At 52.0% G+C, this 24,740-nt stretch carries 19 protein-coding genes; 10 read left to right on the forward strand and 9 right to left on the reverse strand.

The features are described from left to right. The first annotated feature begins 836 nt into the window (after positions 1 to 836). A complete protein-coding gene (locus Q9L42_RS01085) occupies positions 837 to 4,970 on the forward strand; it encodes an EAL domain-containing protein (RefSeq protein ID WP_305906464.1) in 4,134 nt (1,377 codons plus the stop codon). Positions 4,971 to 5,014: 44 nt separating this feature from the next. Here the strand turns inward: Q9L42_RS01085 and Q9L42_RS01090 are convergent, their stop codons facing one another. Both Q9L42_RS01090 and Q9L42_RS01095 read right to left on the reverse strand, forming a co-directional pair. Next, on the reverse strand, positions 5,015 to 5,635 hold the full coding sequence (locus Q9L42_RS01090) for a hypothetical protein (RefSeq protein ID WP_305906463.1): 621 nt from the start codon (positions 5,633 to 5,635) through the stop codon (positions 5,015 to 5,017). Positions 5,636 to 6,134: 499 nt separating this feature from the next. Next, the gene (locus Q9L42_RS01095) at positions 6,135 to 6,614 is read right to left on the reverse strand and encodes a GNAT family N-acetyltransferase (RefSeq protein WP_305906462.1); all 480 of its coding nucleotides are present in this window, start codon (positions 6,612 to 6,614) and stop codon (positions 6,135 to 6,137) included. A 412-nt stretch (positions 6,615 to 7,026) separates the two neighbouring features. Here Q9L42_RS01095 and Q9L42_RS01100 point away from each other — a divergent pair, with 412 nt between their 5' ends. Continuing rightward, positions 7,027 to 7,815, forward strand: coding sequence for an RMD1 family protein (locus Q9L42_RS01100; protein ID WP_305906460.1), 789 nt, complete (start codon positions 7,027 to 7,029; stop codon positions 7,813 to 7,815). A gap of 94 nt (positions 7,816 to 7,909) precedes the next feature. Here the strand turns inward: Q9L42_RS01100 and sucD are convergent, their stop codons facing one another. From sucD to Q9L42_RS01115, 3 genes are all read right to left on the reverse strand, one after another. Beyond that, complete coding sequence (gene sucD / locus Q9L42_RS01105; protein ID WP_305906459.1) at positions 7,910 to 8,797, reverse strand: succinate--CoA ligase subunit alpha; 888 nt, start codon at positions 8,795 to 8,797, stop codon at positions 7,910 to 7,912. Positions 8,798 to 8,809: 12 nt separating this feature from the next. Next, a complete protein-coding gene (locus Q9L42_RS01110; protein ID WP_349431753.1) occupies positions 8,810 to 9,991 on the reverse strand; it encodes a malate--CoA ligase subunit beta in 1,182 nt (393 codons plus the stop codon). Between the two features lie 153 nt (positions 9,992 to 10,144). Next, positions 10,145 to 11,098: an HpcH/HpaI aldolase/citrate lyase family protein gene (locus Q9L42_RS01115; RefSeq protein WP_305906458.1), complete on the reverse strand. Its 954-nt coding sequence runs from the start codon at positions 11,096 to 11,098 to the stop codon at positions 10,145 to 10,147. A 327-nt stretch (positions 11,099 to 11,425) separates the two neighbouring features. Between Q9L42_RS01115 and Q9L42_RS01120 the strand changes: the two genes are divergently transcribed. Next, complete coding sequence (locus Q9L42_RS01120) at positions 11,426 to 12,592, forward strand: aminotransferase class V-fold PLP-dependent enzyme (protein ID WP_349431754.1); 1,167 nt, start codon at positions 11,426 to 11,428, stop codon at positions 12,590 to 12,592. Positions 12,593 to 13,203: 611 nt separating this feature from the next. Here the strand turns inward: Q9L42_RS01120 and Q9L42_RS21415 are convergent. Continuing rightward, positions 13,204 to 13,506 (reverse strand): type II toxin-antitoxin system RelE/ParE family toxin, encoded by a 303-nt coding sequence (locus Q9L42_RS21415; RefSeq protein WP_432648865.1) that lies wholly within the window; start codon positions 13,504 to 13,506, stop codon positions 13,204 to 13,206. Then, complete coding sequence (locus tag Q9L42_RS01125) at positions 13,506 to 13,745, reverse strand: type II toxin-antitoxin system ParD family antitoxin (protein WP_305906457.1); 240 nt, start codon at positions 13,743 to 13,745, stop codon at positions 13,506 to 13,508. Before Q9L42_RS01125 ends, Q9L42_RS21415 begins: the two co-directional genes overlap by 1 nt. A gap of 253 nt (positions 13,746 to 13,998) precedes the next feature. Between Q9L42_RS01125 and Q9L42_RS01130 the strand changes: the two genes are divergently transcribed. After that, entirely contained in the window at positions 13,999 to 14,172 is a 174-nt protein-coding gene (locus tag Q9L42_RS01130) for a hypothetical protein (protein ID WP_305906456.1), read from the forward strand. Between the two features lie 415 nt (positions 14,173 to 14,587). Further along, entirely contained in the window at positions 14,588 to 15,559 is a 972-nt protein-coding gene (locus Q9L42_RS01135) for a 2-hydroxyacid dehydrogenase (protein ID WP_349431755.1), read from the forward strand. Positions 15,560 to 15,646: 87 nt separating this feature from the next. Here Q9L42_RS01135 and Q9L42_RS01140 read toward each other — a convergent pair whose 3' ends face one another. Further along, positions 15,647 to 16,624: a malate dehydrogenase gene (locus tag Q9L42_RS01140; protein WP_305906455.1), complete on the reverse strand. Its 978-nt coding sequence runs from the start codon at positions 16,622 to 16,624 to the stop codon at positions 15,647 to 15,649. A gap of 415 nt (positions 16,625 to 17,039) precedes the next feature. Here Q9L42_RS01140 and Q9L42_RS01145 point away from each other — a divergent pair, with 415 nt between their 5' ends. From Q9L42_RS01145 to Q9L42_RS01165, 5 genes are all read left to right on the forward strand, one after another. Next, positions 17,040 to 17,897, forward strand: coding sequence for an NADP-dependent methylenetetrahydromethanopterin/methylenetetrahydrofolate dehydrogenase (locus tag Q9L42_RS01145; protein WP_305906454.1), 858 nt, complete (start codon positions 17,040 to 17,042; stop codon positions 17,895 to 17,897). A 19-nt stretch (positions 17,898 to 17,916) separates the two neighbouring features. Continuing rightward, positions 17,917 to 19,278, forward strand: coding sequence for a glycerate kinase type-2 family protein (locus tag Q9L42_RS01150; RefSeq protein ID WP_305906453.1), 1,362 nt, complete (start codon positions 17,917 to 17,919; stop codon positions 19,276 to 19,278). Between the two features lie 23 nt (positions 19,279 to 19,301). After that, positions 19,302 to 20,561, forward strand: a complete 1,260-nt coding sequence (gene glyA / locus Q9L42_RS01155; RefSeq protein ID WP_305906452.1) for a serine hydroxymethyltransferase — start codon at positions 19,302 to 19,304, stop codon at positions 20,559 to 20,561. Between the two features lie 101 nt (positions 20,562 to 20,662). After that, on the forward strand, positions 20,663 to 22,336 hold the full coding sequence (locus Q9L42_RS01160) for a formate--tetrahydrofolate ligase (protein ID WP_305906451.1): 1,674 nt from the start codon (positions 20,663 to 20,665) through the stop codon (positions 22,334 to 22,336). A gap of 117 nt (positions 22,337 to 22,453) precedes the next feature. Next, positions 22,454 to 23,041: a hypothetical protein gene (locus Q9L42_RS01165; protein WP_349431756.1), complete on the forward strand. Its 588-nt coding sequence runs from the start codon at positions 22,454 to 22,456 to the stop codon at positions 23,039 to 23,041. 421 nt (positions 23,042 to 23,462) lie between these two features. On the opposite strand, the gene Q9L42_RS01170 is transcribed toward Q9L42_RS01165, so the two are convergent. After that, complete coding sequence (locus Q9L42_RS01170; RefSeq protein WP_349431757.1) at positions 23,463 to 24,590, reverse strand: sodium ion-translocating decarboxylase subunit beta; 1,128 nt, start codon at positions 24,588 to 24,590, stop codon at positions 23,463 to 23,465. Positions 24,591 to 24,740 lie beyond the last annotated feature (150 nt).

The following is a 24,740-nucleotide window of genomic DNA, read 5'->3' on the forward strand; positions in this document are numbered from 1 at the left end:
TCGTTGAGTTTAACCGAATCACATAAAATCGCAATCGATAACTCTAACGAACATCCTTGACCTACAAGTCCAATACAGACAAACCCTGAGTTCGAAACAAAAAACCAGTTCAACTGACTGATATTATTCAACTTTCTCCATTTTTTCCGGGGTTTCCCAGTCAGCTGAACTGATAAGATTGGGCAGAGCGCAAGCAATGCCTAAACTGCAGCAATTCAGTTTGAGTATTTTTGCGGTGTTTAGGGCATGGGGTGTCTGTCGAGGAGCGCCGTTCACCCAGCACCTAAATTATCCTGGAATGTAAAATATAGTCCTGTAGCCATGGAATTTAGGTGCTGGGGGCTTGACGGCAGCATCCTTGCTGCCGACATCCTCGCCAAACACACCCCATGCCCTTTTTGAACGCCAAAGTGGGAATTGCTGCCTAAACTGCCGATATTGCACCAACATCTGCCCCGCGTGCATTGAATGCTTTTAGCCGATCCGCTGCGCGTGATCCACCTCACGAATGTGGGTAGGGTGCGCTGACGATAGGAAGCGCACCGGTTTTGATGCGCTTCACGGTGTTCGACACATCCGAAGGCAAGACGGTGCTTTGCGTAGGAGCGCCGCCCTCGGCGCGAAAAGCAAGTAGTCCGCACCGCTGCAGGTCAACGAGGTCCTGAACGATTCAACCGTGACTAGAGTCAGTTAAACGTTCGGGGCGGATTAAATAACCCGCCCCGCCCAGAAGTTATTTTTTAATGAGGAGCCCTGCACTGTCCAAGGACTGTTAAAGAAAAAAAAGCTTAAATATGGTAGCCTTTGCCGTTTTTTAAAAATCTATATCGAAGAACATGATCGTTGTTGGCATTGGTGCATCGGCAGGTGGTTTGGAAGCGTTGCTTCCTTTCGTATCGCATTTATCGGCGGATACGGGCATGACTTTTGTCATTATCCAACATGGCTCGCCCGACCAGCCGAACTTATTAGCCGATATTCTACGCAAGAATGCGACGATCCCGGTCGAAGAGGCCGAAAACGATACCAGACTTAAAGCCAACAAGATTTATGTCGCGCCGCACGATGCCGATGTCTCGATTGCAAACGATCAACTTAAAATACAGATCCCCTCCTCGCATCGACTCCCCCAAACCACCATCGACTATTTTTTCTCCAGCCTTGCCCGAAACTATCAGGAAAAGGCGATCGCAATCGTCTTTTCGGGGGCCGGCAGCGACGGCGCCAATGGCCTGAAAGCGATAAAGGCCGCCGCTGGCATTACCATGGCCCAAACCCCAAAATCGGCCAAATTCAGCAGCATGCCGAAAGCGGCGATCAAATACGCCGATGTCGACTTGACCGTCGAGCCGGAAGAAGCAGCCATTAAATTAACGGCCATTGCCGATAATTTCGCCAAAAACATCGAGCGCAATCTCGCACAAGGCGCTCCGGATGGCGTCAAAGCATTGATAGACCAGATATTCGACACGACCGGTATAGACTTCGTCAATTACAAAAGCAGCACCATTAACCGGCAAATTCATCGCCGCATGGCGATTTTACAGATCGATGAATTCGATGCTTACCGGCGTTATTGTCAGGACAATGCCGAAGAACTGAGCCGCCTGGCCAACAACTTTTTAGTCTGCGTCACCTCGTTTTTTCGCGATGAACAATCCTTCAACGCTCTGAAGCAGGCATTGAAAACCATCATCAATCGAAAAGCGCCCGGCGACGAAATCCGCATATGGGTTCCCGGCTGTGCGACCGGCGAGGAAGCCTATTCGATCGCGATTATTTTGTTGGAGGAACTGGGTGCGACAATCGCCCGCTACCGGGTACAAATATATGGCACCGATATCAATGACAATGCGGTGCAAATCGCCCGTAAAGGCGACTATAGCGAAAACGCGTTGAGCGGATTGAGTCGGGAGCTACGGGAGAAATATTTTCTGCGCCAGGAACAAGGCTATAGCGTGAATAAGAACCTCAGGGATTTGGTGATGTTTTCGCGTCAGGATTTGATCAAAAATCCACCATTCATTCGTCTGGACTTGATCAGCTGTAGGAACCTGCTGATTTATTTGAATCAAACGCTGCAGGAACAAGTGCTTAAAAGTTTTCATTATGCCTTGCTGAAAAACGGCATTCTGTTTCTCGGCCAGGCGGAATCGTTATGGAAGCTTAACGATGCTTTTACCCGGCTGGATCGTAATAATAAGCTGTTTGTCAAAAACAGCTCGCTGGTCATACGCCCCGATTTCAATGCCAAAAAAGTGAATAGTTTCACGTTGACGACTGGCGATGGAGGCATCAAGCCGGTTTATCCGAACTATAAAATGTTAGGCCAGGATAAACTGATCTCAGCCTACGCGCCGCCCAGCATACTTGCTACTCGCGAAGGGCGCATCCTGGAGTTTTACAACAACTGTGACGATTTCATTAAAATCAAACAAGGCAAAGCCGATTTCAACTTGTTTTCGATCATCGACCCGGTATTCAAAACCGAGCTTAGAGCCTTCTGTCATCAAGCCCTATCGACCAATAAAACCGTCAGCAGTCCGCCGTTGACGCTGGCAGCCGACGGCCTCAGCCGTCATTATCGGCTTTCGGTTACCCCAATTTATCAACAACAAGACAACGACAGCTTATTATTGATCGCCTTTGAACCCATTAGCGTAGATGCCGAAAGTAAGACGCCGGACCGCGCAGAAGAATTACGGATCACCGGACTGGAACATGAATTGCGTATAGCGCGGGAAACGCTGAGGACGGTCACCGAAGCACTGGAAAATTCGGTCAGCGAATGGCAAAACCTGAACGAGGAAGCTCAAAGCACCAACGAAGAGCTCCAGTCAACCAACGAAGAGCTGGAAACCTCCAATGAAGAATTGCAATCGATCAACGAAGAATTGACCTTGGTCAACGACGAGCTGACGCTCAAAACCAAGGAATTGGGCGACGTTAACGACGACCTGAGAAATATTCTGGAAAGCATCGGCATTGCCGTCATCGTGATCGATAGTCAAATGCAAGTCACCCGCTATAACGAGGTCGGCAACCGTTTTCTGCAATTCGACGCGAATAGCAACGCTAAACCCAATATCGGTGTTTTAGAAACCTTATTCAGTTGCGAACAATTGATTAGCCATGTCAGGCAAGTCATCGAAACTCGACAAAGCGTTCAATACAGACTGGCGAAACAAGCCAAACACTACGAATTCACGATTTATCCCTACCGTAGCTTAACCGGCGACAACGTGACGGGCGCCGTCTTGACCATCGAGGATATTACCGAAAGTTATCGGGCCGAGCAGCAAATCCGCTTGTCGGCCAGCGTTTTTGAAGCCGCCAACGAGGCCATCGTCATTAGCGATGAAAACAACCGCATCATTTCCGTCAATCCGGCGTTTAGCGAAATCACCGGTTATAGCAAGGACGAGGTCTTGGGCAAGGACCCGAAAATTCTGAATTCCGGAAAACAACAAAAAGACTTTTATCGAAATCTCTGGCGCAGCCTGGAGGATACCGGGCGCTGGCAAGGCAAAATCTGGAATAAGCGCAAAAATGGCGAAATATACCCCGAATGGCTGTCTATCAGCGCCTTGAAGGATCCTCAAGGCGCTGATAAATATGTCGGCATTTTCTCCGATATCAGCGATACCTTACGCGCTCAGCAACTCATCCATCAGCAGGCCAATTTCGATGCCCTGACCAAGCTGCCTAATCGAAACCTTTTTTACGACCGCTTGCAACAGGCGATGACCACCGCTCAACGAGAGCAAAAGCTGCTCGGCCTGATGTTTATCGATCTGGACGGCTTCAAGGATATTAACGATGCGCTGGGACATTCACAAGGCGATCGAGTGCTAGAGGAAATTGCCGTACGCATGAAAGAGGTTTTCCGCGAATCCGATACTTTCGCCCGCTTCGGCGGTGACGAATTCACCGTTTTGATTCCCGACCTGGAATCCGAAACCGATATGATCGCGCCGACCGAGAAAATTCTCGAAGCGATTCAAATGCCCATTCAGGTGAACGATCATGAATTACACATCACCGCCAGCATCGGCATCACCCTGTTTCCCAATGATGGCGGCGAAGCCGAAACCCTACTCAAACACGCCGACAATGCGATGTACACGGCCAAAGCGGAGGGCCGCAACGCTTACCGCTTTTTCACCCAGGAAATGCACGAAAAAGCTCAACGTCAGCATCGTATCGCCAACGATATAAAAAATGCGGTCAAACTCGAACTCTTCGATGTTTACTATCAACCGGTGATTGACCTGGAAAACCAACGCTTATGCGGCGCCGAAGCGCTGATTCGTTGGCGACATCCGGTCCGCGGATTCATTTCACCCGAGGAATTTATTCCGGTTGCCGAAAGCTTGAATCTGATTGGACAAATAGGCGAGTTCGTTCTGGCCAAGGCATGCCGGTTTATCGCCGATTTGAATCACGAATCGGATGAGACATTGACGATAGCGGTCAATTTCTCCTCACTACAATTCATCAGCGAAAACGGCGCCGAAAAATGGTTGGACCTCATTGGCGACAGCGGCGTCGGCGCCCGCAATGTCGTCATCGAAATCACCGAAAGCTTGATGATGAGTCATAAGGAACACTACATACGGCAACTGCAATTGCTCAGAGCCCAGGGCATCAAAATCGCGCTGGATGATTTCGGCACCGGATTTTCATCGCTCAGTTATCTAAAGAAACTGCCGATCGATATCATCAAAATCGATCGCTCGTTCATCCGGGATATTCTGATCGACGACAGCGACGCCTCGCTGGTCGAATCGATACTCGATATCGCCAAAAACTTCTCGTTGGAAGTCATCGCCGAAGGCGTCGAGGACTCGGGGCAGGCGGAATTTCTCCAGGCCCGTCCCTGCGGCTGGGCGCAAGGCTATTACTACAGTAAACCCTTACCCGAGCAAGCGTTTAAACAATTGACGTTGGGCAAAAAAACACACGACTAGCGAAACGCGCCAGCACATCGGATTTTGCTCTAATCTTGCCAGCCCTATGCGTCCGTCGTGGCCATCGGAAAATAATGAGCAAAACAGGCGGGACAGAAAGTATGGCTAGTGTTATCCGGACAGCGCCTTACCCACTCGGGCACCCAATCCCAACGCTCGGCAACGCTATAGTTTTTCACCCTGCGACAATAGGCGCACTGGCAAATAAAGCCGTTTTCATCAATATAGACAGATTCGTCGGCAGCCATGGCTTGCCTCTTGCTTGGATCGTGCAGTTCTTCGATGACGAGAGAATTGACGATGATCAGGCCTCCTCGCCGCACCAGCGGATAAACAAGCTGATGAAAACAGCGATAGACCGTATCGCTGGAACACTCATATTGATGGCTCCAGACCTCACTCGTATTGAGACAGGCATTGAGTTTTGTTTGATAAAGCACTTTGACGTCACCCGATACACAGTCTAATATCGATCGTCCTAACCCCCACTCTTTAGAGATGCGGGGTTCGCCGTCATTCTCCTTGGCGAACCGAAACCAACCTGGATTCAGATAGGCGAGACGAAAATTATCCCATACACCGTAAATTGCCCCGCTATGCGCCTCCAGAAAGGCAAAGTTGTGGTGTCGGAGTAGTTTTTCGAATGCCCGATCTAATCGTTCCATACGGCTCCCGATATATAAATATTGCGACAGAGGTCGGCTGACGGCCACAATCAAAAAGCGACTTTTGCTTACGTGGCATTTCAAAGTCACGGAGTTGTATCGTCAGGGAGCGCTATCGCGCACCCTAACCTACTGTTTAAAGATTACAGCCAAGGTCAGTTGACGACCATCAACAAACCCGACTCGGGCAAATCATTGTCCTAACTCCCCCCTCAATTCACCCATGAGAATGATTCTAGGCGCTAAGGACTTTATGTCAACACAAAACTCAGCAACATGAGAGGCTATCTAAAGACTTGTAAGAATCATCCTCGACATCACTCGACCTCGCGCGTACTCTGGGCGGGGCGGGTTATTTAACCCGCCCCAAACGTTTAACTTACTTTAGGCGTATTTGTTGCTAATTTTCTGTTTTGCCACTCATTCATTTAATGAGGTAGCCCTGTCAGCATTACAACATGAGAGGCTATCTAAAGACTTGTAAAATTCATCCTCGACATTACTCGACCTCGTCGCGCGTACTTTTCAGCCACAGCCTTTCCCAGGCGCCATCGACGCCGCTACCGCTGCCTTTGCTAATCCAGCCATTGCGCCGATAGAAACCGAGCGCCCGCCGGTTGGCGCAAATGCACTTGAGCGACAAAGGCCGACCGTATCGCCGTTCGCACATCTGCAACAAGGCCTTGCCCAAGCCTTGCCCTTGAAAGCGGGGACACACATAAAGATGATGGATAAAAGCCTGCGCTTCCCAGACCGACACGAAGCCGGCAATTTGCCCGCCAATTTCGGCGACATGAACGACCTCGCCGTTTATGCGTCGGGAAAATTCGGCTAGATCCAACGGATCTTCCGTAAAGCATCCAGCCGACAGTCGCGCTGAATTGAATATCTCCAGCAATCGCGTTTTTTCTTCCTCGACCGGCATTCGAATATTCAACGTTTGATCGAACAAAAACCAAGCTATCAAACGCTTCAGCATGTCTTACAACCAGGATTGTCGTCCGGCCGATATTTTTTCATCGTGTAATTGAGCAACGACTGACCATTGCGCCGCACTTTTTTTTACGTAAAACCATTTGATCCTGATTGAGCGGAAACGGCGTCTTCATTACGTAACCGGCATCATCGACTAGTTTCATGGCGAACATGGAAATCATAAGCTCCCGATTATATTGGCAATATTACGGAGTTTCATCAAAAAGTCAGCCCCCCATCATTCTTAACCTCGTAAGCTGGTAGAGCGAAACCCAACAAAGCCGGCAAACGTTTCACGCACGCCGAGCAACCACGCTCCGGACTCATAAACAAACATCCAGGTTATGCAATTTTTTAGCACTTTCGAACCAGAACGATCTAAAATGTTTCAGCCCGTCCTACTGCCATCAAAATCGATGAACGAACCCCATAAACATTGTTTGACCTTATGCCTGGCGCAGAACTTTGATTTCTCCGCCCTCTGCCAACATCTGCTCGAAAACAAACGCGCGCTGTTATTCAAGGATGTGCTGCTGATCGATCATAAGGACGCCCTGTCTGTAGTCTTTCCTTACGGCGCGGTGACGCATTGGAATGTCTCGCTGGACATGCGCCGGAAACTGCATAGCGAGTTGCTTGAGTTTGCCGTGAACCCGTTAACCGAATTTCAGGAAGATAATTTCAGTTACAGCCTAAATGCGACTCAAAACCGTATTCAACACGACTGTATCTATTTAGAGTCCGATGACAAGAAATTGTTGTTGGCGGTATCCCACGCGATGGCGCAATCGATCAAACTGGCCGCCTTTGAACAGCAGGCTCAGCAGACGATCAATACCACCCGTCACCTGCCGAATTCGTTGGCCAGCAAGGGTGAGATCAATTTGTCCAAAAAATCGCTGGCGAAAATTCGCGGCCAGCTGTTTTTGACCAAGAGCGATATCAATGTCAATTACGACCTGCTCGACACCCCGGATTTTTTCTGGGAGCATCCGGAATACCAAGCTTTGTATACGATGGCGGCCAACTATTTGGAACTGTCGCAACGCACCGAGGTATTGACGAAAAAACTGGAAACCATCCACGAGCTATTAGAGATGTTGGCCGACGAACAAAAACATCAACATTCGTCCACCTTGGAATGGATCATCATCTGGCTGATCGCGGTCGAAATCGCGATTACCTTGCTGGAAAAAATGCTGTAGCAAAACAGAAGTAGGATGCCGCTGAACGAAGTGAAGCGCATCGCTTTCCGACGCTGCACTTCACTTCATCAACTCCCAGTGTAGACCTTAGCCCTTAAAGCTTGGCCAACACCTGGGCGACCGTTTCGCCCATCGCCGAAGGCGTCGGCGCGATCGTGACGCCCAGTCCTTTGAGAATTTCCACTTTTTCCGCCGCGGATTCACCGGTAGACGAAATAATCGCTCCGGCATGCCCCATGCGGCGGCCTTTCGGCGCGGTCAAACCGGCGATATAGGCGACCACTGGCTTGCTCATGTGTTCCTTGGCGAAATAGCCGGCTTCGACTTCTTGCGGTCCGCCGATCTCGCCGATCATCACCACGACCTTGGTGTCCGGATCTTGTTCGAATTGCTCCAGAATGTCGCGATGCGAACTACCGTTGATCGGATCGCCGCCGATACCGACCGAGGTGGAGATACCGATGCCCAGCGATTTCATTTGGTCGGCGGCTTCATAGCCCAGCGTTCCGGAACGTCCGACGATGCCGACATTGCCCTGCTTATAAATATGGCCCGGCATGATGCCCAGCATCGATTTCCCCGGGCTGATTGTGCCTGCACAGTTAGGGCCGGTCAGCACCATACGCTCCTCTTTCGGGAAGCGGCGCAGGAAGTTTTTCACCGCCATCATATCTTGAGTAGGAATGCCGTCGGTCACCGCGACACAATATTTGATGCCGGCATCGGCCGCTTCCATGATCGAGTCGGCCGCGAACGCTGGAGGAACGAAGATAATGCTGGCTTCCGCGCCCGCTTGTTCAACCGCTTCTTTAACGGTGTTAAAAACCGGACGGTCCAGATGTTTCTGCCCGCCTTTGCCGGGCGTCACGCCGCCGACAACATTGGAGCCATAGTTGATCATATCCTGGGCATGGAAAGTACCGATTTTGCCGGTAAATCCCTGTACGATCATACGAGTGTTTTCATCAATTAAAATAGACATCTATTATTCCCCTTAGCCTTCTTTCGCAACCACTTCATTGCGTGCTTGCACCGCTTTCTCAGCCGCTTCCGCCAGCGTATCGGCGGTAATAATCGGCAAACCGCTGTCGGCAATGATTTTGCGCCCTTCTTCCACATTGGTGCCGGACAGACGCACGATCAAAGGCACTTTCATGTCGATTTTATTGACTGCGTGAACGACGCCTTCGGCGATCCAGTCGCAGCGATTGATGCCGGCGAAGATATTCACCAGCATGGCTTTGACATTGTCGTCGGCCAACACCATGCGGAAGGCTTTTTCGGTTCGCTCAGGCGAAGCGCCGCCGCCGACATCGAGGAAGTTAGCCGGCTCGCCGCCCGCCAGTTTGATCATATCCATGGTCGCCATCGCCAGACCGGCGCCGTTGATCATGCAGCCGATATCGCCATCTAAGCCGACATAGCTCAAACCGCGATCGGCCGCCGCCATTTCGCGCGGATCTTCCTGGGTTTTATCGCGCAGTTCGGAAATTTTCTGCTGACGAAACAGAGCATTGTCATCGAAGCCCATTTTGGCATCCAGCGCCACCAACTCGCCGCTGCCGGTAATGACCAATGGATTGATTTCCAGCATATTGGCGTCCCGGTCGCGCATCGCACGATAACATCCCTTGATCAGCTTGACCGCCTGGCTGATCTGAGTCGATTCCAGACCCAAGGCGAAAGCCATCTTGCGGGCCTGAAAATCGCACAGTCCGACCGCCGGCTCGATATGAATTTTTTTGATCGCGTCCGGATTGTTCTCGGCCAGCTCTTCGATCTCCATGCCGCCTTCGGCCGAACCGACCATGACGATGCGCTCATGCTCGCGGTCGACCAGAAAACTGAAATACAGCTCTTTGGCGATCTCGGTGCCGGCTTCGATATAAAGCCTGTTGCAGACCTTGCCCGCCGGTCCGGTCTGATGAGTCACCAGGCGTTTACCCAGCAATTCTTCGGCCGCATCGCTGACTTCATCATGAGTCTTACAAATCTTAATGCCGCCGGCTTTACCGCGCGCGCCGGAATGAATCTGAGCCTTGACCGCCCAGACATCGCCGCCGATCTCTCTGGTCCGCTGCACCGCATCTTCGGGACTATAGGCAAGTCCGCCTTCGGCAATTTTAATGCCGTATTCTGCTAAAAGTTGTTTTGCCTGATATTCATGAATATCCATAGCATCCTCTGTACAATTAAAAAATTCTTTATTATTGTTCTGCCTCGTGCTCAGCAAGCCAACCTGATGAACGCCGGACAGTTCGGGGCATCGCACACCCCGACACATGAACTGACGAGCGCCGTCGCATGATCCGACGACCTCGCAAAAGGTTTACTTGCTTTTTGCGGCAATCGCTTCCGCGGTTCTGACGACGTTGTTCGCCATTCTTTCGGAAGCCGCATCGATCAATCGACCGTCCAGAGCCGCCGCGCCTTTGCCTTGCGCCGCCGCTTCTTTCAACGCTTCCAGTATGCGTTTGGCTTTGTCGACTTCCTCGGTCGGAGGAGTGAACACTTCGTTGGCCAGTTCGATTTGGGAGGGATGGATCGCCCACTTGCCTTCGCAGCCCAGGGCTGCAGCGCGTCTGGCCGCCTGTTTATAACCTTCGGGATCTTTGATATCGCCAAACGGCCCGTCGATCGGACGCAAGCCATAAGCGCGACAGGCGACCGTCATGCGGCTGATCGCGGCATGCCACTGGTCACCCGGATAATCCGGATTCAGGCCGCCGATGTTGACGGTCCGGGCGCGGTTGCTGGCGGCGTAGTCGGCGACGCCGAAATGCAAGGCTTCCAGGCGTCCGCCTAAAGCGCCCTGTTTGGCGACATCTTCCACATTGGCCATGCCCAACGCGGTTTCGATCAGACACTCGATGCCGATACGGTGCTTCAATCCCTGTTGCATTTCCAGCTGGGACAGCATCGCTTCGACCATATAGACATCGGCATAGACGCCAACCTTGGGAATCAGAATCGTTTGCAACTTTTCGCCGCATTGTTCGACCAGATCGACGACGTCGCGCACCATGTATTGAGTATCCAAGCCATTGATACGCACCGAAATGGTGATGCCGTGACCTTCCCAGTCCAGATCGTTGATCGCTTCAATGACATTTTTACGGGCTTGAAGCTTGTCATCGGGAGCAACCGCATCTTCGAGATCGAGGAAGATGAAGTCAACGCCGCTTTTCAGTGCTTTTTCGAACATACCAGGATTTGATCCCGGCACAGCTAATTCACAACGCTGTACACGCTGGGCATTGGCTTCAAATAATGTATGACTCATTCGTACCTTCCTACTCTAAAGTATATTGATTTTCGCGCTAAATTAGCGCTCCTGCGATTATTTCCCGTCTAAACTGGAAATTTAATTAACCCACCATTTTACTTCCGGAGCAATTAATGTCAATTGTTAAACTCTCTGATTTACCTCTCTTTTGTTGCGAAAATAGCGTAATTTAAACGCTACGTCGGCAACTTTGCAGACATCCTCTCATCGCAAACAACTTGCCGATCCCGCTAAAATATGGCAACATTTACCGATTTTTATGGCTTCATCACTCCTACCACGCGAAGCCTTTTCATCCATTTTCAATTATTCAGAGGCATATCAATGGCTGGTCGCAACCACTTATTTATTCCTGGCCCAACCAATACCCCCCACGAAGTTCTAAGCGCAATGCACGTCCCGATGGAAGATCACCGCTCGCCGGACTTCCCTAAATTGATGAAACCGGTCCTGGAAGATCTGAAAAAAATCTTTCGCACCGAAAGCGGACAAGCCTTCGTCTACCCCGCCACCGGAACAGCCGGCTGGGAAATTGCCCTGACTAACACATTAAGCCCTGGCGACAAGGTTTTGATCTATCGTTTCGGCCAATTCAGCCACCTGTGGATCAACATGGCGCAACGCCTGGGTCTGGACGTGGAGTTCCATGAAGTCGAATGGGGCAAAGGCATTCCATTGGATGCGTTGGAAGCGCGCCTGAAAGAAGACAGCAGCCATGAAATCAAGGCGGTACTGGCGACTCATAACGAAACCGCCACCGGCGTAACCAGCGACATCGGCGGCGTACGCAAGGCGATGGACGCAGCCAACCACCCGGCTCTGTTATTCGTCGACGGCGTCAGCTCGATTGCCAGCATCGAATTCCGCATGGACGACTGGGGCGTCGACGGCGCCATCAGCGGCTCGCAAAAAGGCTTCATGCTGCCGGCCGGCCTGGCCATCGTCGCGTTCAGCCAAAAAGCGCTGCAAGCGACCGAAACAGCGAAATTCCCTCGCTGCTTCCTGGACCTGAAAGACATGGCCAACGCCAATAAAGACGGCTACACCCCTTACACGCCATCGACACCGATGATACACGGATTACGTAAGGCGCTGGACATGTTGCTGGAAGAAGGCATGGAAAACATCTATGCCCGTCATCACCGTCTGGCCGAAGGCACGCGTCGCGCCATCGCCGCCTGGGGACTGAAATTGTGCGCCCAGCCCGGCTTCGAGTCCGACACCGTTTCCGCGGTCGTTGTGCCGGAAGACAAGGATGCCCGCGACGTCATCAGCACCGCCTATCATAAATACAACATTTCCCTAGGCGCCGGCTTAACCGAAGTCGCCGGCAAAGTCTTCCGCATCGGCCACATCGGCGACATGAACGACGTTTCCATGCTGGGCGCTATCGCCGGTGTCGAAATGGCCATGCTGGACAACGGTTTCGACATCAAACCCGGCAGCGGTGTTGCCGCAGCGATCGAGTACTACCGCTCAACCGCGTCCTAATAAGCCAACCAGTTTCCTCCTAACGCACGATCTGCTACGGGAGAAAAATCAAAGGCATCGTCGTTACCCACGGCGATACCTTTGTTCTTTACGTCTCTGCATTCTTAGTCTTTGATAGTTCAGGTTGACGAAAACTAGAGACCTAACGACCAACGATTAAGCCGCTCGGATTAGTCGTAAGACAGCTTAAACATTGAAGCGATTCAGACCCGTTTAACATGAAAATAATGCATGTTATCCCGTTTAGAACGACAGGGCTTTCAAGACAAAATTACCATGATTAGCAGTGTTTAGGATATAAGATATGCGGATCGGGGTAATCACTTGTTATTTCTTACTATATTCCATAGTTTTTTGTATGGTGTTCCAATGAAAAAAATGATAAACGGAAAACTTAAACAATTTTGGCACAGAAAAAGACACGCCCTTTCTGTTAGATTTACAAGATCACCTGCGGAATATTCTCTTGAATTTCTAGGGCTTAGGACAGGAAAAGGGGACAGATTTATTTTCTGGAGAAAATCAGGCCGATAAATAAATCTGTCCCCATTTTCGCACAGCGACTGATTTTCCGCCGCTTCACGGCTACAAACCGGTGCGTGAGCCCGGCGTTATGAATCAGTCAGCTGAACTCGCACATCCATTCTCTTGTGTAAAATTCTTACGATCTCAATTTGAGCATTGGAAATACAACGATAAAATATTAAGTGGCTAGAGTTAGGAAATTTTCTATAACCTTTTTTTATGTAATCGCAGCTCTGACCGATACTTGGTTTGTTGGCTAGTAATTGGAAAGTGTCGTCAAATTGCTTAATGTAGGTATAGCGCTGTTCTCTACCCCATTTCTTCTCGGAGTGGAGTGCGATTGACCTTAAGTCTGATTTAGCCTTCCTAGTCAGCATAAATGAATTCATTAATCTAATTCATCATCCAGTTCGTCCATAAAAGAATCGTAGTTATAGGTGGCAGTGCCGCTCGCTTCACCTTCATCTATGAGTTTTCTAAGGGCTGCAACTTTACGCTCGCTGTCTTCTAGCAGTCTAAGGGCGGCTCTTACAACCTCGCTGGCGGAGGCATATCGGCCTTCTTTAATTTGCTGGGCAATAAAGCCGTCAAAGTGCTTCCCCAGCGTTATACTAGTGTTTTTAGCCATTTTGGGTATCCTTGTAGGCACCAATAAATACCTAAATATGGTATAAATTCATAGCAAAAGTGTCAACCTGACGCCTGGCGGCGCGAGCCAAAAGGGTCAAATTCGCTTGAGAATGAGTAATATATGAAAACCACCTCTGGATAATAGCCAGCACGCCGTCACTTCCAGGAAGTGACTAGAAATGGTCTTACGCCGGCGTCGTCTCAGAACCTGGCTAGATATGACCTGATTTACACTAACAAAGGGGAATACAATGAGCGACGATAAGCGAGAAGTAGTGGTAACCGACATCCGCATGCCATTCATGTCGATGGTGGTGTTCATGGTCAAATGGGTGATCGCATCGATACCGGCGTTCTTGATTCTGGGTTTCATTGCATCGATATTCATGACAGTGATCGGCGGAATGGGCGGCAGAATGCATTAAACCAGTTTGAGCGTTTTAGCAGTATAGGGCCCCTGGGGAGTGTCCGCCGTGCCCCATCCTGGGGCTTGGCGGCGGGCGCCCTGCCGCCGACATTCTCGCCAAACACTCCCCTAAGCTCTCTTTGTTATCCAAATCGGGAATTGCTGCATTAAGCAGGGCTACCTCATTAAATGAATGAGAGGCAAAACAGAAAATTAACAACAAATACGCCTAAAGCTAAAGTAAGTTAAACGTTTAGGATGTGTTAAATAACTCGCCCCGCGTGCAGGTTTTTGGCGGCTTGCTTCGCGAAGCCGCCCTACGATGCTTTGTTATCCAAATCAAGAATTGCTGTTAAAGCACATCGTCTTTCGTCTTGTGTCTTAAAAATGCTATATTCGCAGCCATTGAATGATGCGAACAGCGAGAGCAATCGATGAGCACACCCAAGGTTTTAATCACCCGAAAATGGCCAGTCTCGGTCGAAAAAAAGCTGCAAATGCTTTACGACGTCACCCTGAACGAAGACGACCATCCAATGACGGCCGACGAACTCAGAGACGCCTTGCAGCATTATGACGCCGTCTGCCCCGCAGTGTGCGATTCGCTGCCGGCCGATGTGATCAATATCGACAACAAGCGCTGTAAAATCCTGGCCAATTTCGGCGTCGGTTATAATCATATCGATATCGAGGCAGCCAAACAGCAGGCCTTGATCGTCACTAACACGCCGGGCGTGTTGACTGAAAGCACGGCCGATATCGCAATGACCTTGTTATTGATGTCGGCGCGACGCGGCGCCGAAGGCGACCGTCTGGTGCGGGCGAAACAATGGCGAGGCTGGTGTCCGACCCATATGATGAGCAGCGATGTCACCGGCGCCACCTTAGGTCTGATCGGCTTCGGCCGGATCGCCCAGGCGATGGCCAGAAAGGCTCATCACGGCTTCGGCATGAAGATCTTGTATTTCAAACCCAGCCCTGCCGATCCGGAAATTGTAGAAAACCTCAATGCGACGCGTTGCGACAACATCGAGGAATTGCTGCAACATTCGGATTACGTTTCTCTGCATTGCCCGGGCGGAGAGACGACCCGGCACTTGATCAACGAAGCCAGGCTGAAATTGATGAAACCGACCGCGCATTTAATCAACACGGCTCGCGGCGACGTGGTGGACAGCCAAGCCCTGATCAAGGCCTTGCAGGAAAAAACCATTGCCGGCGCCGGCCTGGATGTTTACGAAGGAGAGCCGAATGTCGACGAGGGCTTTCTGGCTCTGGACAACGTGTCTTTGCTGCCGCATCTGGGCAGCGCCACGATCGCCACCCGAACGGCGATGGGGGGAAAAGTGCTGAACAACCTGACGGCGTTTTTTTCCGGGCAGCCGTTACCGGATCGGGTGGTATAAACGAATCAAGAGCCCTCTCCCGCCTGTTCAGAACCTGTTCGATATCTCCCGCAGCGCGCTTGGTAAAGATATTGAATGGGTTCTCGCTTATAACAAATGTCTGACGGCGTCCCTTTCCTCTTTTAACTCGGTTTCGGTGATATCCATTCTTTTGCGGCTAAAGGCATTGATATCGAGACCGTGAACGATGCTGATCTCGCCGCCATTGACCGTCACCGGATAAGAGTAAACCAATCCCTCTTCGATGCCGTAACTGCCATCGGAAGGAATCGCCATACTGACCCAGTCCCCTTCTTCCGTCCCCCTAGCCCAGGCCTTCATGTGACCGATCGCGGCATTGGCGGCCGAGGCGGCGCTGGATTGCCCTCTGGCCTTGATGATCGCGGCGCCACGCTGCTGCACCGTGGGAATAAAGTCATCGACGAACCAATCCTCTCCGACCAACGACAAGGCATCCTGACCTTTCACTTTGGCGTGATGCAAATCGGGATACTGGGTGGCGGAATGATTGCCCCAGATCGCGACATTTTTAATTTCTCTTGATCGCACGCCGCATTTTTCCGCCAGTTGGCTGATGGCTCGATTGTGATCCAGCATCGTCATCGCGGTGAAACATTCGGGACGCAGGTCAGGGGCGTTGCTCATCGCGATCAGCGCATTGGTGTTGGCCGGATTGCCGGTAACTAAAACCTTGACGTTTCTGCTGGCGACTTCGTTCAACGCCTTGCCCTGAACGGAGAAGATTTCGGCGTTACATTCCAGCAAATCGCGGCGCTCCATGCCCGGTCCGCGAGGCTTGGCGCCGATCAAAAAGGCGTAATCGACATTGTCAAAGGCGACCTTAGGATCGGAGGTGGTAATCACTTTCTGCAACAGCGGATAGGCGCAGTCATTCAACTCCATCAGCACGCCTTTCAAGGCGTCCATAGCCGCCGGGACCTCCAGCAGACGCAGCACAAAAGGTTGATCAGGGCCTAAAAACGCGCCGCCCGCCAGACGAAACAGCAACGAGTAACTAATCTGACCAGCCGCCCCTGTTACAGCAATATCAACCGGTATTTTCATTTGTGATCCTTATCCATTTATCTCTGCTACCTAATTCTTCAACTCAGCCCTGCATCAGAAAACAACCCACCCCATTCCTTCAACATGGCCAACACTATGCTTTGTCAATTCGATTAAACAATATGACACATTAGCCTGGAGCAGACAATAACTAATTGCCTGAGAAAAAGCTTAGTCTATTGTCGAAAATAGCGCCTTTTTTTTGCACATCTGCTCGCTTAAGTTCTGAGTTGCTGTCGGGATATAGACGGTAATTTCTAAATCACTCAGCCGAATACAGCCAAGATAATTTACTCTTGGGAAAGATATTTTTAACCGCCGCCTTAAATAAAGCGGCTGCGCTAATATTCTGTATAATATATAGGTTTGAAATTCTGGCGACTTTAGCCTAAGTATTCATTTCACAGGTAAGTTAATGAAAAAATTGTTATTCCAGTTTGACACCGACAGCCATCCCTCCAGTTTCGATAGCGTGGTGGCTTATGATGGCGGCGCGGATCATGTGATCGGCTTCGGCGGCGTGACCCCGGACAACGTGCAACCCCTGGTGGAAGGAACAATTTTTACCCGCGCGCCGAAAGACAAGAAGAATACCGCAATTTTTGTCGGCGGCAGCGACATGGCCGCCGGCCAACAATTATTTAATGCCGTGCAGCGGCATTTTTTCCAGGGTTTTCAGGTCTCGGTCATGTTGGACAGCAACGGCAGCAATACCACCGCCGCCGCGGCGATCGCCAAGCTGGCGAAGAGCGGCCCTTTGCAAGGCAAGAAAGCGGTGATCCTGGCCGGCACCGGACCGGTCGGCCAGCGCGCCGCGGTGATGCTGGCTCAAGAAGGCGCCGAAGTGTCCATCACGTCACGTCATATCTTTAATGCCGAACAAGCCTGTTTTGCGATGAAGGAACGCTTCGGCGTGGATTTGACGCCGGTTGAGGCGGCCGATATGGATGCCCGCGCCGAGGCCGTCAAAGACGCCAACATCGTCTTCGCCACCGGCGCAGCCGGCATAGAGCTGCTGAAAGCGGAACACTGGCGGGACAACCCCAATATCGAAATGATCGCCGACGCCAATGCAACCCCTCCTTTGGGGATAGGCGGCACCGACATGATGGACAAAGGCATCGACCGTGACGGCAAAATCGTTTGGGGAGCGATCGGCTTCGGCACGTTGAAGCTGGCCCTGCACCGCGCCTGTATCGCCAAGTTATTCGAGGACAACAAACAGATCTTCGATGCCGAACTGATTTTCGAATTGGCCAAGAAAATGGCCTGAGCGGACGTCTGCAAACCTGATGAACGATACCATCCAGTCCCTACGTCGTGATGCGGCAAACATTTTTCGGGCCGGAATCGACGCAGCCGATCCTTTTCAAGCGGTCGCCCGTAGCCTGAAAGCCGACGCCCATCAACTAGAAATTGCGTTGGACCTGGAGCATCCTGAGCAGAAAAGAGTCGGCCAGTGGTCAAAAGTGCATCTGATCGCCTTTGGCAAAGCCGCCTGCGCGATGGCCGATGCGGCGCAACAAATCATCCCGACCGATTGCCAGGCTAAGCCCGGCATCGCCGTCACTAACTACGAAAATGCATCCGCTGTCGACAACATTCGGGTCTTCGCCGCCGGTCATCCACTGCCCGACGACGCCGGCCTCGATGCCGCCAAACAAGTAGCGGCAACGGTCGCACAGGCCCAACCCCAGGAACTGGTATTGGTGCTGGTGTCCGGCGGCGGCTCGGCGCTGCTGCCCTATCCGACCGACGGCGTCAGCCTGCAAGACAAGATCAAAACGACCGACCTGTTACTGGCCAGCGGTGCGACGATCAATCAAATCAACTGTGTGCGTAAACACTTGTCGAAACTGAAAGGCGGCGGCCTGGCGAAACTGGCGGCGCCGGCCGATCTGCACGCGCTGATCCTATCCGATGTGCTGGGCGACGATTTGAGCTCGATCGCCAGCGGACCGACGGTCGCCGACGACAGCCGTTACGCCGATGCCGTGGCTGTTTTGCATGACAAGGCGCTATGGGACAAAATACCGCAAACGGTACGCGTCCATCTGGAAAAAGGCTGCCGCGGCGAGATAGCAGAAACGCCGAAAAGCGGCGACCCTTTGTTCGCCCACACCGGCCACACTCTGCTCGGCAGCAACCGCATCAGCGTCAACGCCACCTTGCAAGCCGCACAACGCCTGGGTTATGAAACCATACTCTATGACGATCATCTGTGCGGCGAAGCGCGTGGCGAGGCGGAGAAGCTGGTGTTGGCGGCCAAACAGCGGCAGCGCCAGGGACTGCATAAGGCGACTGCGCTATTGGCCGGCGGCGAGACCACCGTCACGCTGACAGGCAGTGGTAAAGGTGGACGCAATCAAGAAATGGCGCTGGCTTTTGCGCTGGCCGCGGAACGGCATGGCCTGAACGGCGATTGGGTCTTTTTAAGCGGCGGCACCGATGGCCGCGACGGCCCCACCGATGCGGCCGGCGGCCTGGTCGATCCCGCCACGGTAAAACTCATCGCCGGCGCAGCGGCCTTGCTCGACAATAATGACGCTTACAACGCCTTGAAACAATCACAGGATTTACTGGATACTGGCGCAACCGGCACCAATGTCGCCGACTTGCAGGTATTGCTTATCCTACCAACAGACTCAAGATAAAAATTCCAAATCAGGAGAAGTCAATGTTTAAACAATCCATGTCAATTGCCGGTTTTGATGATGAACTCTACCAGGCAATCGAAGAAGAGCGTCAACGCCAGGAAGACCATATTGAACTGATTGCGTCGGAAAACTATACCAGCCCGCGGGTCATGGAAGCACAGGGCTCGCTGCTGACCAACAAATATGCGGAAGGCTATCCCGGCAAACGCTATTATGGCGGTTGTGAATTCGTCGACAAAGCCGAACAACTGGCGATCGATCGCGCCAAGGAATTGTTCGGCGCCGATTACGCCAACGTGCAACCGCATTCCGGCTCGCAGGCCAACATGGCGGTATTCATGGCTCTGATCCAGCCCGGCGACACCATCTTGGGGCTGAGCCTGGCTGACGGCGGCCACCTGACGCACGGCGCCAAACCCAACTTCTCCGGCAAGATCTACAACGCGGTGCAATACGGCCTGCATCCGAAAACCGGCGAAATCGACTATGATCAGGTTGAAGCCCTGGCCATCGAGCACAAGCCTAAAGTGATCGTCGCCGGCTTTTCCGCCTATTCTCGTATCTGGGACTGGCAGCGTTTCCGCGACATCGCCGACAAGGTCGGCGCTTACCTGTTTGTCGACATGGCCCATGTGGCCGGCCTGGTTGCGGCCGGATTGTATCCGAATCCGGTGCCGATCGCCGACGTCGTCACCAGCACGACCCATAAATCATTGCGCGGTCCGCGCGGCGGCCTAATTCTGTGCAAAAGCAATCCCGACCTGGAGAAGAAATTCAATTCCAATATCTTTCCTGGCATACAAGGCGGCCCGTTGATGCATGTGATCGCCGCCAAGGCGGTAGCCTTCAAGGAAGCGATGACACCGGAATTCAAGGTCTATCAGCAACAGGTGATCAAAAACGCCCAGGCGATGGCCGAAGTCTTCATCAAGCGCGGTTTTGAGGTCGTTTCCGGCGGCACCGACAATCATCTGATGCTGGTCTCCTTGATTCCTAAGGGCATCACCGGCAAAGCGGCCGACGAGGCCTTGGGCCGCGCCCATATCACCGTCAATAAAAATGCGGTGCCGAACGACCCCGAATCGCCCTTCGTCACCAGCGGCATACGCGTCGGCACGCCGGCGCCGACGACGCGCGGCTTTAAGGAAGACCAGATGCGTGAAATCGCTGACCTGATGTGCGACGTTATGGAAAACATCGACGACGAAAACGTGATTTCGTCAGTCCGCGAAAAAGTGAAAATCCTGTGCGCGCGCTTTCCTGTCTATCGCGCCGATTAATCGCTTTCAAAACGATTAAAACAAGATAGCCTGCGCTGTATCTTTACAGTCCAGGCTTTCTGTTTTTTAGAAACAACCCATTTATTGATAAGGAGACTCGAATGTCTGATATTGAAATCGCTCAACAAGCCACAATGAAACCGATCATTGGACTTGCTGAAGAAAAACTGGGCATTCCTGCTGAACATCTCGATCCATACGGTCATTACAAAGCCAAGGTCTCACTGGAATACCTGAATTCATTGACCGATCAAGAAGACGGCAAGCTGATCCTGGTCACGGCGATCAGCCCGACGCCGGCCGGCGAAGGCAAGACCACGACGACAGTCGGCTTGGGCGACGCCATGAACCGTCTGGGCAAAAAAACCATCATGTGTTTACGCGAGCCGTCGCTGGGACCCTGCTTCGGCATGAAGGGCGGCGCAGCCGGTGGCGGTTATGCCCAAGTCGTGCCGATGGAAGACATCAACCTGCATTTCACCGGCGACTTTCACGCCATTGGCGTCGCCCACAATCTGTTGTCGGCGATGATCGACAACCATATCAACCACGGCAACGAGCTGGGCATCGACTCCAGACGCATCACCTGGAAACGCGTCGTCGACATGAATGATCGCGCCCTGCGCAAGATCACCGTCGGCCAGGGCGGCCCCGCCAACGGCTATCTGCGTGAAGACGGTTACGACATCGTCGTGGCCTCCGAAATCATGGCGATCCTGTGTCTGGCGACCAGCCACGCCGACTTGAAAGAGCGCCTGGGACGCATCGTCGTCGCTTACAAAGCCGACCGCGTCACTCCGATTTACGCCAGAGACCTGAATGCCCACGGCGCGATGGCCGCCTTATTGAAGGAGGCAATCAAGCCCAATCTGGTGCAAACACTGGAAAACAACATCGCCATCATTCATGGCGGCCCCTTCGCCAACATCGCTCATGGTTGCAACACCGTCACCGCCACTAAGACAGCATTGAAACTGGCCGATTACGCCATCACCGAAGCCGGCTTCGGCGCCGACTTGGGGGCGGAGAAATTTCTCGACATCAAATGTCGCATGTCCGGCCTGAAACCTTCAGCCGTGGTGCTGGTCGCGACGGTCAGGGCATTGAAATTCCACGGCGGCGTCGCCCGGGAAGATTTGAACAACGAAAACCTGGAAGCCCTGCAAAAAGGCTTCGCCAACCTGGAACGTCATCTGCACAATGTCACGGTCAATTACGGCTTGCCTTGCGTGGTCAGCATCAACCATTTCACCTTCGACAGCGAAGCCGAAATCGCCTTATTGCAAGAGAAATGCGCCGCTCTCGGCGTCAAGTGCGTGGTCGCCAAGCATTGGGCCGAAGGCGGCGCCGGCGCCGAGGAACTGGCCCGCGAAGTCTTGGACATCGTCGATCACCGCGAACCGGACTTCAACTATGTTTATGACGCCGACCTGCCGCTGTGGGATAAGATCGAAACGATTTCCACCAAGCTGTACGGCGCCGCCGGCATCACGGCCAGCCCCAAGGTCAAGACCGAAATCAATGCGCTGCAGGAAAAATACGGCCATTTCCCGATCTGCATGGCGAAGACGCAAATGTCTTTTTCCACAGATCCGACCGCCAAAGGCGCACCCTCCGGTCACACCATCGAAATCCGAGAAGTCAGATTGGCCAACGGCGCCGGCTTCATCGTCGCCATCGCCGGCGATATGATGACGATGCCCGGCCTGCCTAAAGTACCGGCCGCCGAACGCATCGATATCAGCGATGACGGCGTGATTACCGGCCTGTTTTAACAAAAAACCGGTCTTTCGCCTCAAGCGCCACCCTAGCCTCAATTCCTGAAAAGAATTGAGGCTTTTTCATGCCTGATTGTTTACAATCAGGAAACATACTTGCTTCCGGAATATTACATGAATGCAAGCATCGATGCGTTACTCGACAAGATTAAAATTCTGGAACAGGAGTTGATCGAAGAAATACAAAATCAACATCAGGATTTCGCCTACAAAATACGCAATAATCGCGTACTCTTTGACCCACAGGCGATCATCCAACACAAACGCTATCTGCAGCAGTTATGGGATTATTTGCGCAAGGCGCCACTGAAACACATACTCAGCACGCCGGTCATTTGGTCGGTGCTGCCGGCCGCAATGATGCTGGATGTGATAGTCAGCCTATATCATGTCATCTGCTTCCCGATTTATCAGATTCCCATGGTCAAGCGTTCCGACTACATTGTGTTCGACCGCCAATACCTGAATTACCTGAACTTCATCGAAAAGATCAATTGCGCCTATTGCAGTTATTTCAACGGCTTGCTGGCCTATAGCCAGGAAATTGCCGTCCGCACGGAGCAGTTCTGGTGTCCGATCAAACACGCACGACGCATCAGCGCCCTGCATCACCGCTACCAGAAATTTATCGATTACGGCGATGCAAAGTCTTATCGGGATAAAAAGGAAATCATACGCAGAGATTTTGAGGATTTAGGATAAAGCAGCAAGACGGTCTCGGAAGTTTCGATAACTCCCAAGACTTTTATATTTCTTCTTGATTACTTATAACTCTCAGCTACTTGGCGAGTGTTCGGTGGCTTGTTCTGCAAGTGCGTGAGGCATGACAGATTTTTGCTCCTTGCAAAATCTGCATTTCCACCATCCCTGGCGGTCAGATGCCGAACCCAAGCTTATAGGGATATATTTACCCAGCACCTAAATAAAGGAAGATGATTAATCGCAGCCATTAGCCTATGGAATTTAGGTGCTGGGTGAACGCGTCCCGAGAAATCAATGACCTACTGCCTAAAACCCGAAAGATACTGAATAGTTACATCAGGTATTTCTTAGGGCCATAGGATGCGCTGAGCGAAAGCGAAGATTGTTCGGCGCATCCTGCAAGAATGCTCGTCAACTATGGCTACTGCACCAGACTCAACAGCACACCGGCGGCAACCGCCGAGCCGATCACTCCGGCCACATTCGGCCCCATCGCATGCATTAACAGGAAGTTATGCGGATTGGTTTCCAATCCCACTTTATTGGCGACACGGGCCGCCATCGGCACCGCGGAGACGCCGGCGGCGCCTATCAATGGATTAATCGGCGTTTTGCTGAACTTGTTCATGGTCTTAGCCATCAACACGCCGCTGGCGGTGCCGATGCAAAAGGCAACCGCGCCCAACAGCAAAATACCCAATGTTTCTATTTTCAAAAACGCATCGGCGCTTAGCTTTGAACCGACCGCCAGTCCCAAAAAGATCGTGACGATATTGATTAGTTCGTTTTGCGAGGCTTTGCTCAAGCGCTCGACGACGCCGCAGGCATTCATCAGATTACCCAGACAAAACATACCGACCAGCGGAGCGGCCGACGGCAACAATAAGGCGCATAGCAGCAGTAACAGCAATGGAAAAACGATTTTCTCGGTACTGCTGACCGGTCTCAATTGCTGCATTTCAATGGCGCGTTCCTGCTCAGTGGTCAACGCCCGCATGATCGGCGGCTGAATCAGCGGAACCAACGCCATATAGGAATAGGCGGCGACGGCAATCGCGCCTAGCAGCTCCGGCGCCAACTTGGAAGCGACATAGATTGCAGTCGGACCATCCGCCCCCCCGATAATCGCAATAGCGGCCGCATCCTTAAACGAGAACTCAAGCCCCGGAACGGCGTTCAACGCCAACGCGCCGAGTAAGGTCGCAAAGATACCAAACTGAGCAGCCGCCCCCAGAAAAAGGGTCTTGGGATTAGCCAGCATCGGGCCGAAATCGGTCATTGCGCCGACCCCCATGAAGATCAACAGCGGGAAAACCCCGGTTTTAATGCCGCCATAGAGATAATATAAGATACCGCCTTCCTCGGCGATTCCGGCGATCGGAATATTGCTGAGAATGGCGCCAAAGCCGATCGGCAGCAGTAATAAAGGCTCGAAGCCCTTTTTGATCGCCAAAAACAATAACAGGAAACCGACCGCCATCATGATGGCTTGTGATCCGCTGAAATTGTACAGGCCTGTGCTTTCCCATAAAAGTGTGAGATTTTCCATGAAAGGTCTCTGTAATAACTATTTGTGATAACTAAAAGCAAGCAGCCTGAACCCCGCCGGCTTTCGACAGGAACGCCTCTGTCGAAACGGCAAGCCGGCCATCAAGACACGATACCGCAGGCTGCAATAAAACATTTAAAGTAACTACTC

Source organism: Methylomarinum sp. Ch1-1, assembly GCF_030717995.2.
GTDB lineage: Bacteria > Pseudomonadota > Gammaproteobacteria > Methylococcales > Methylomonadaceae > Methylomarinum > Methylomarinum roseum.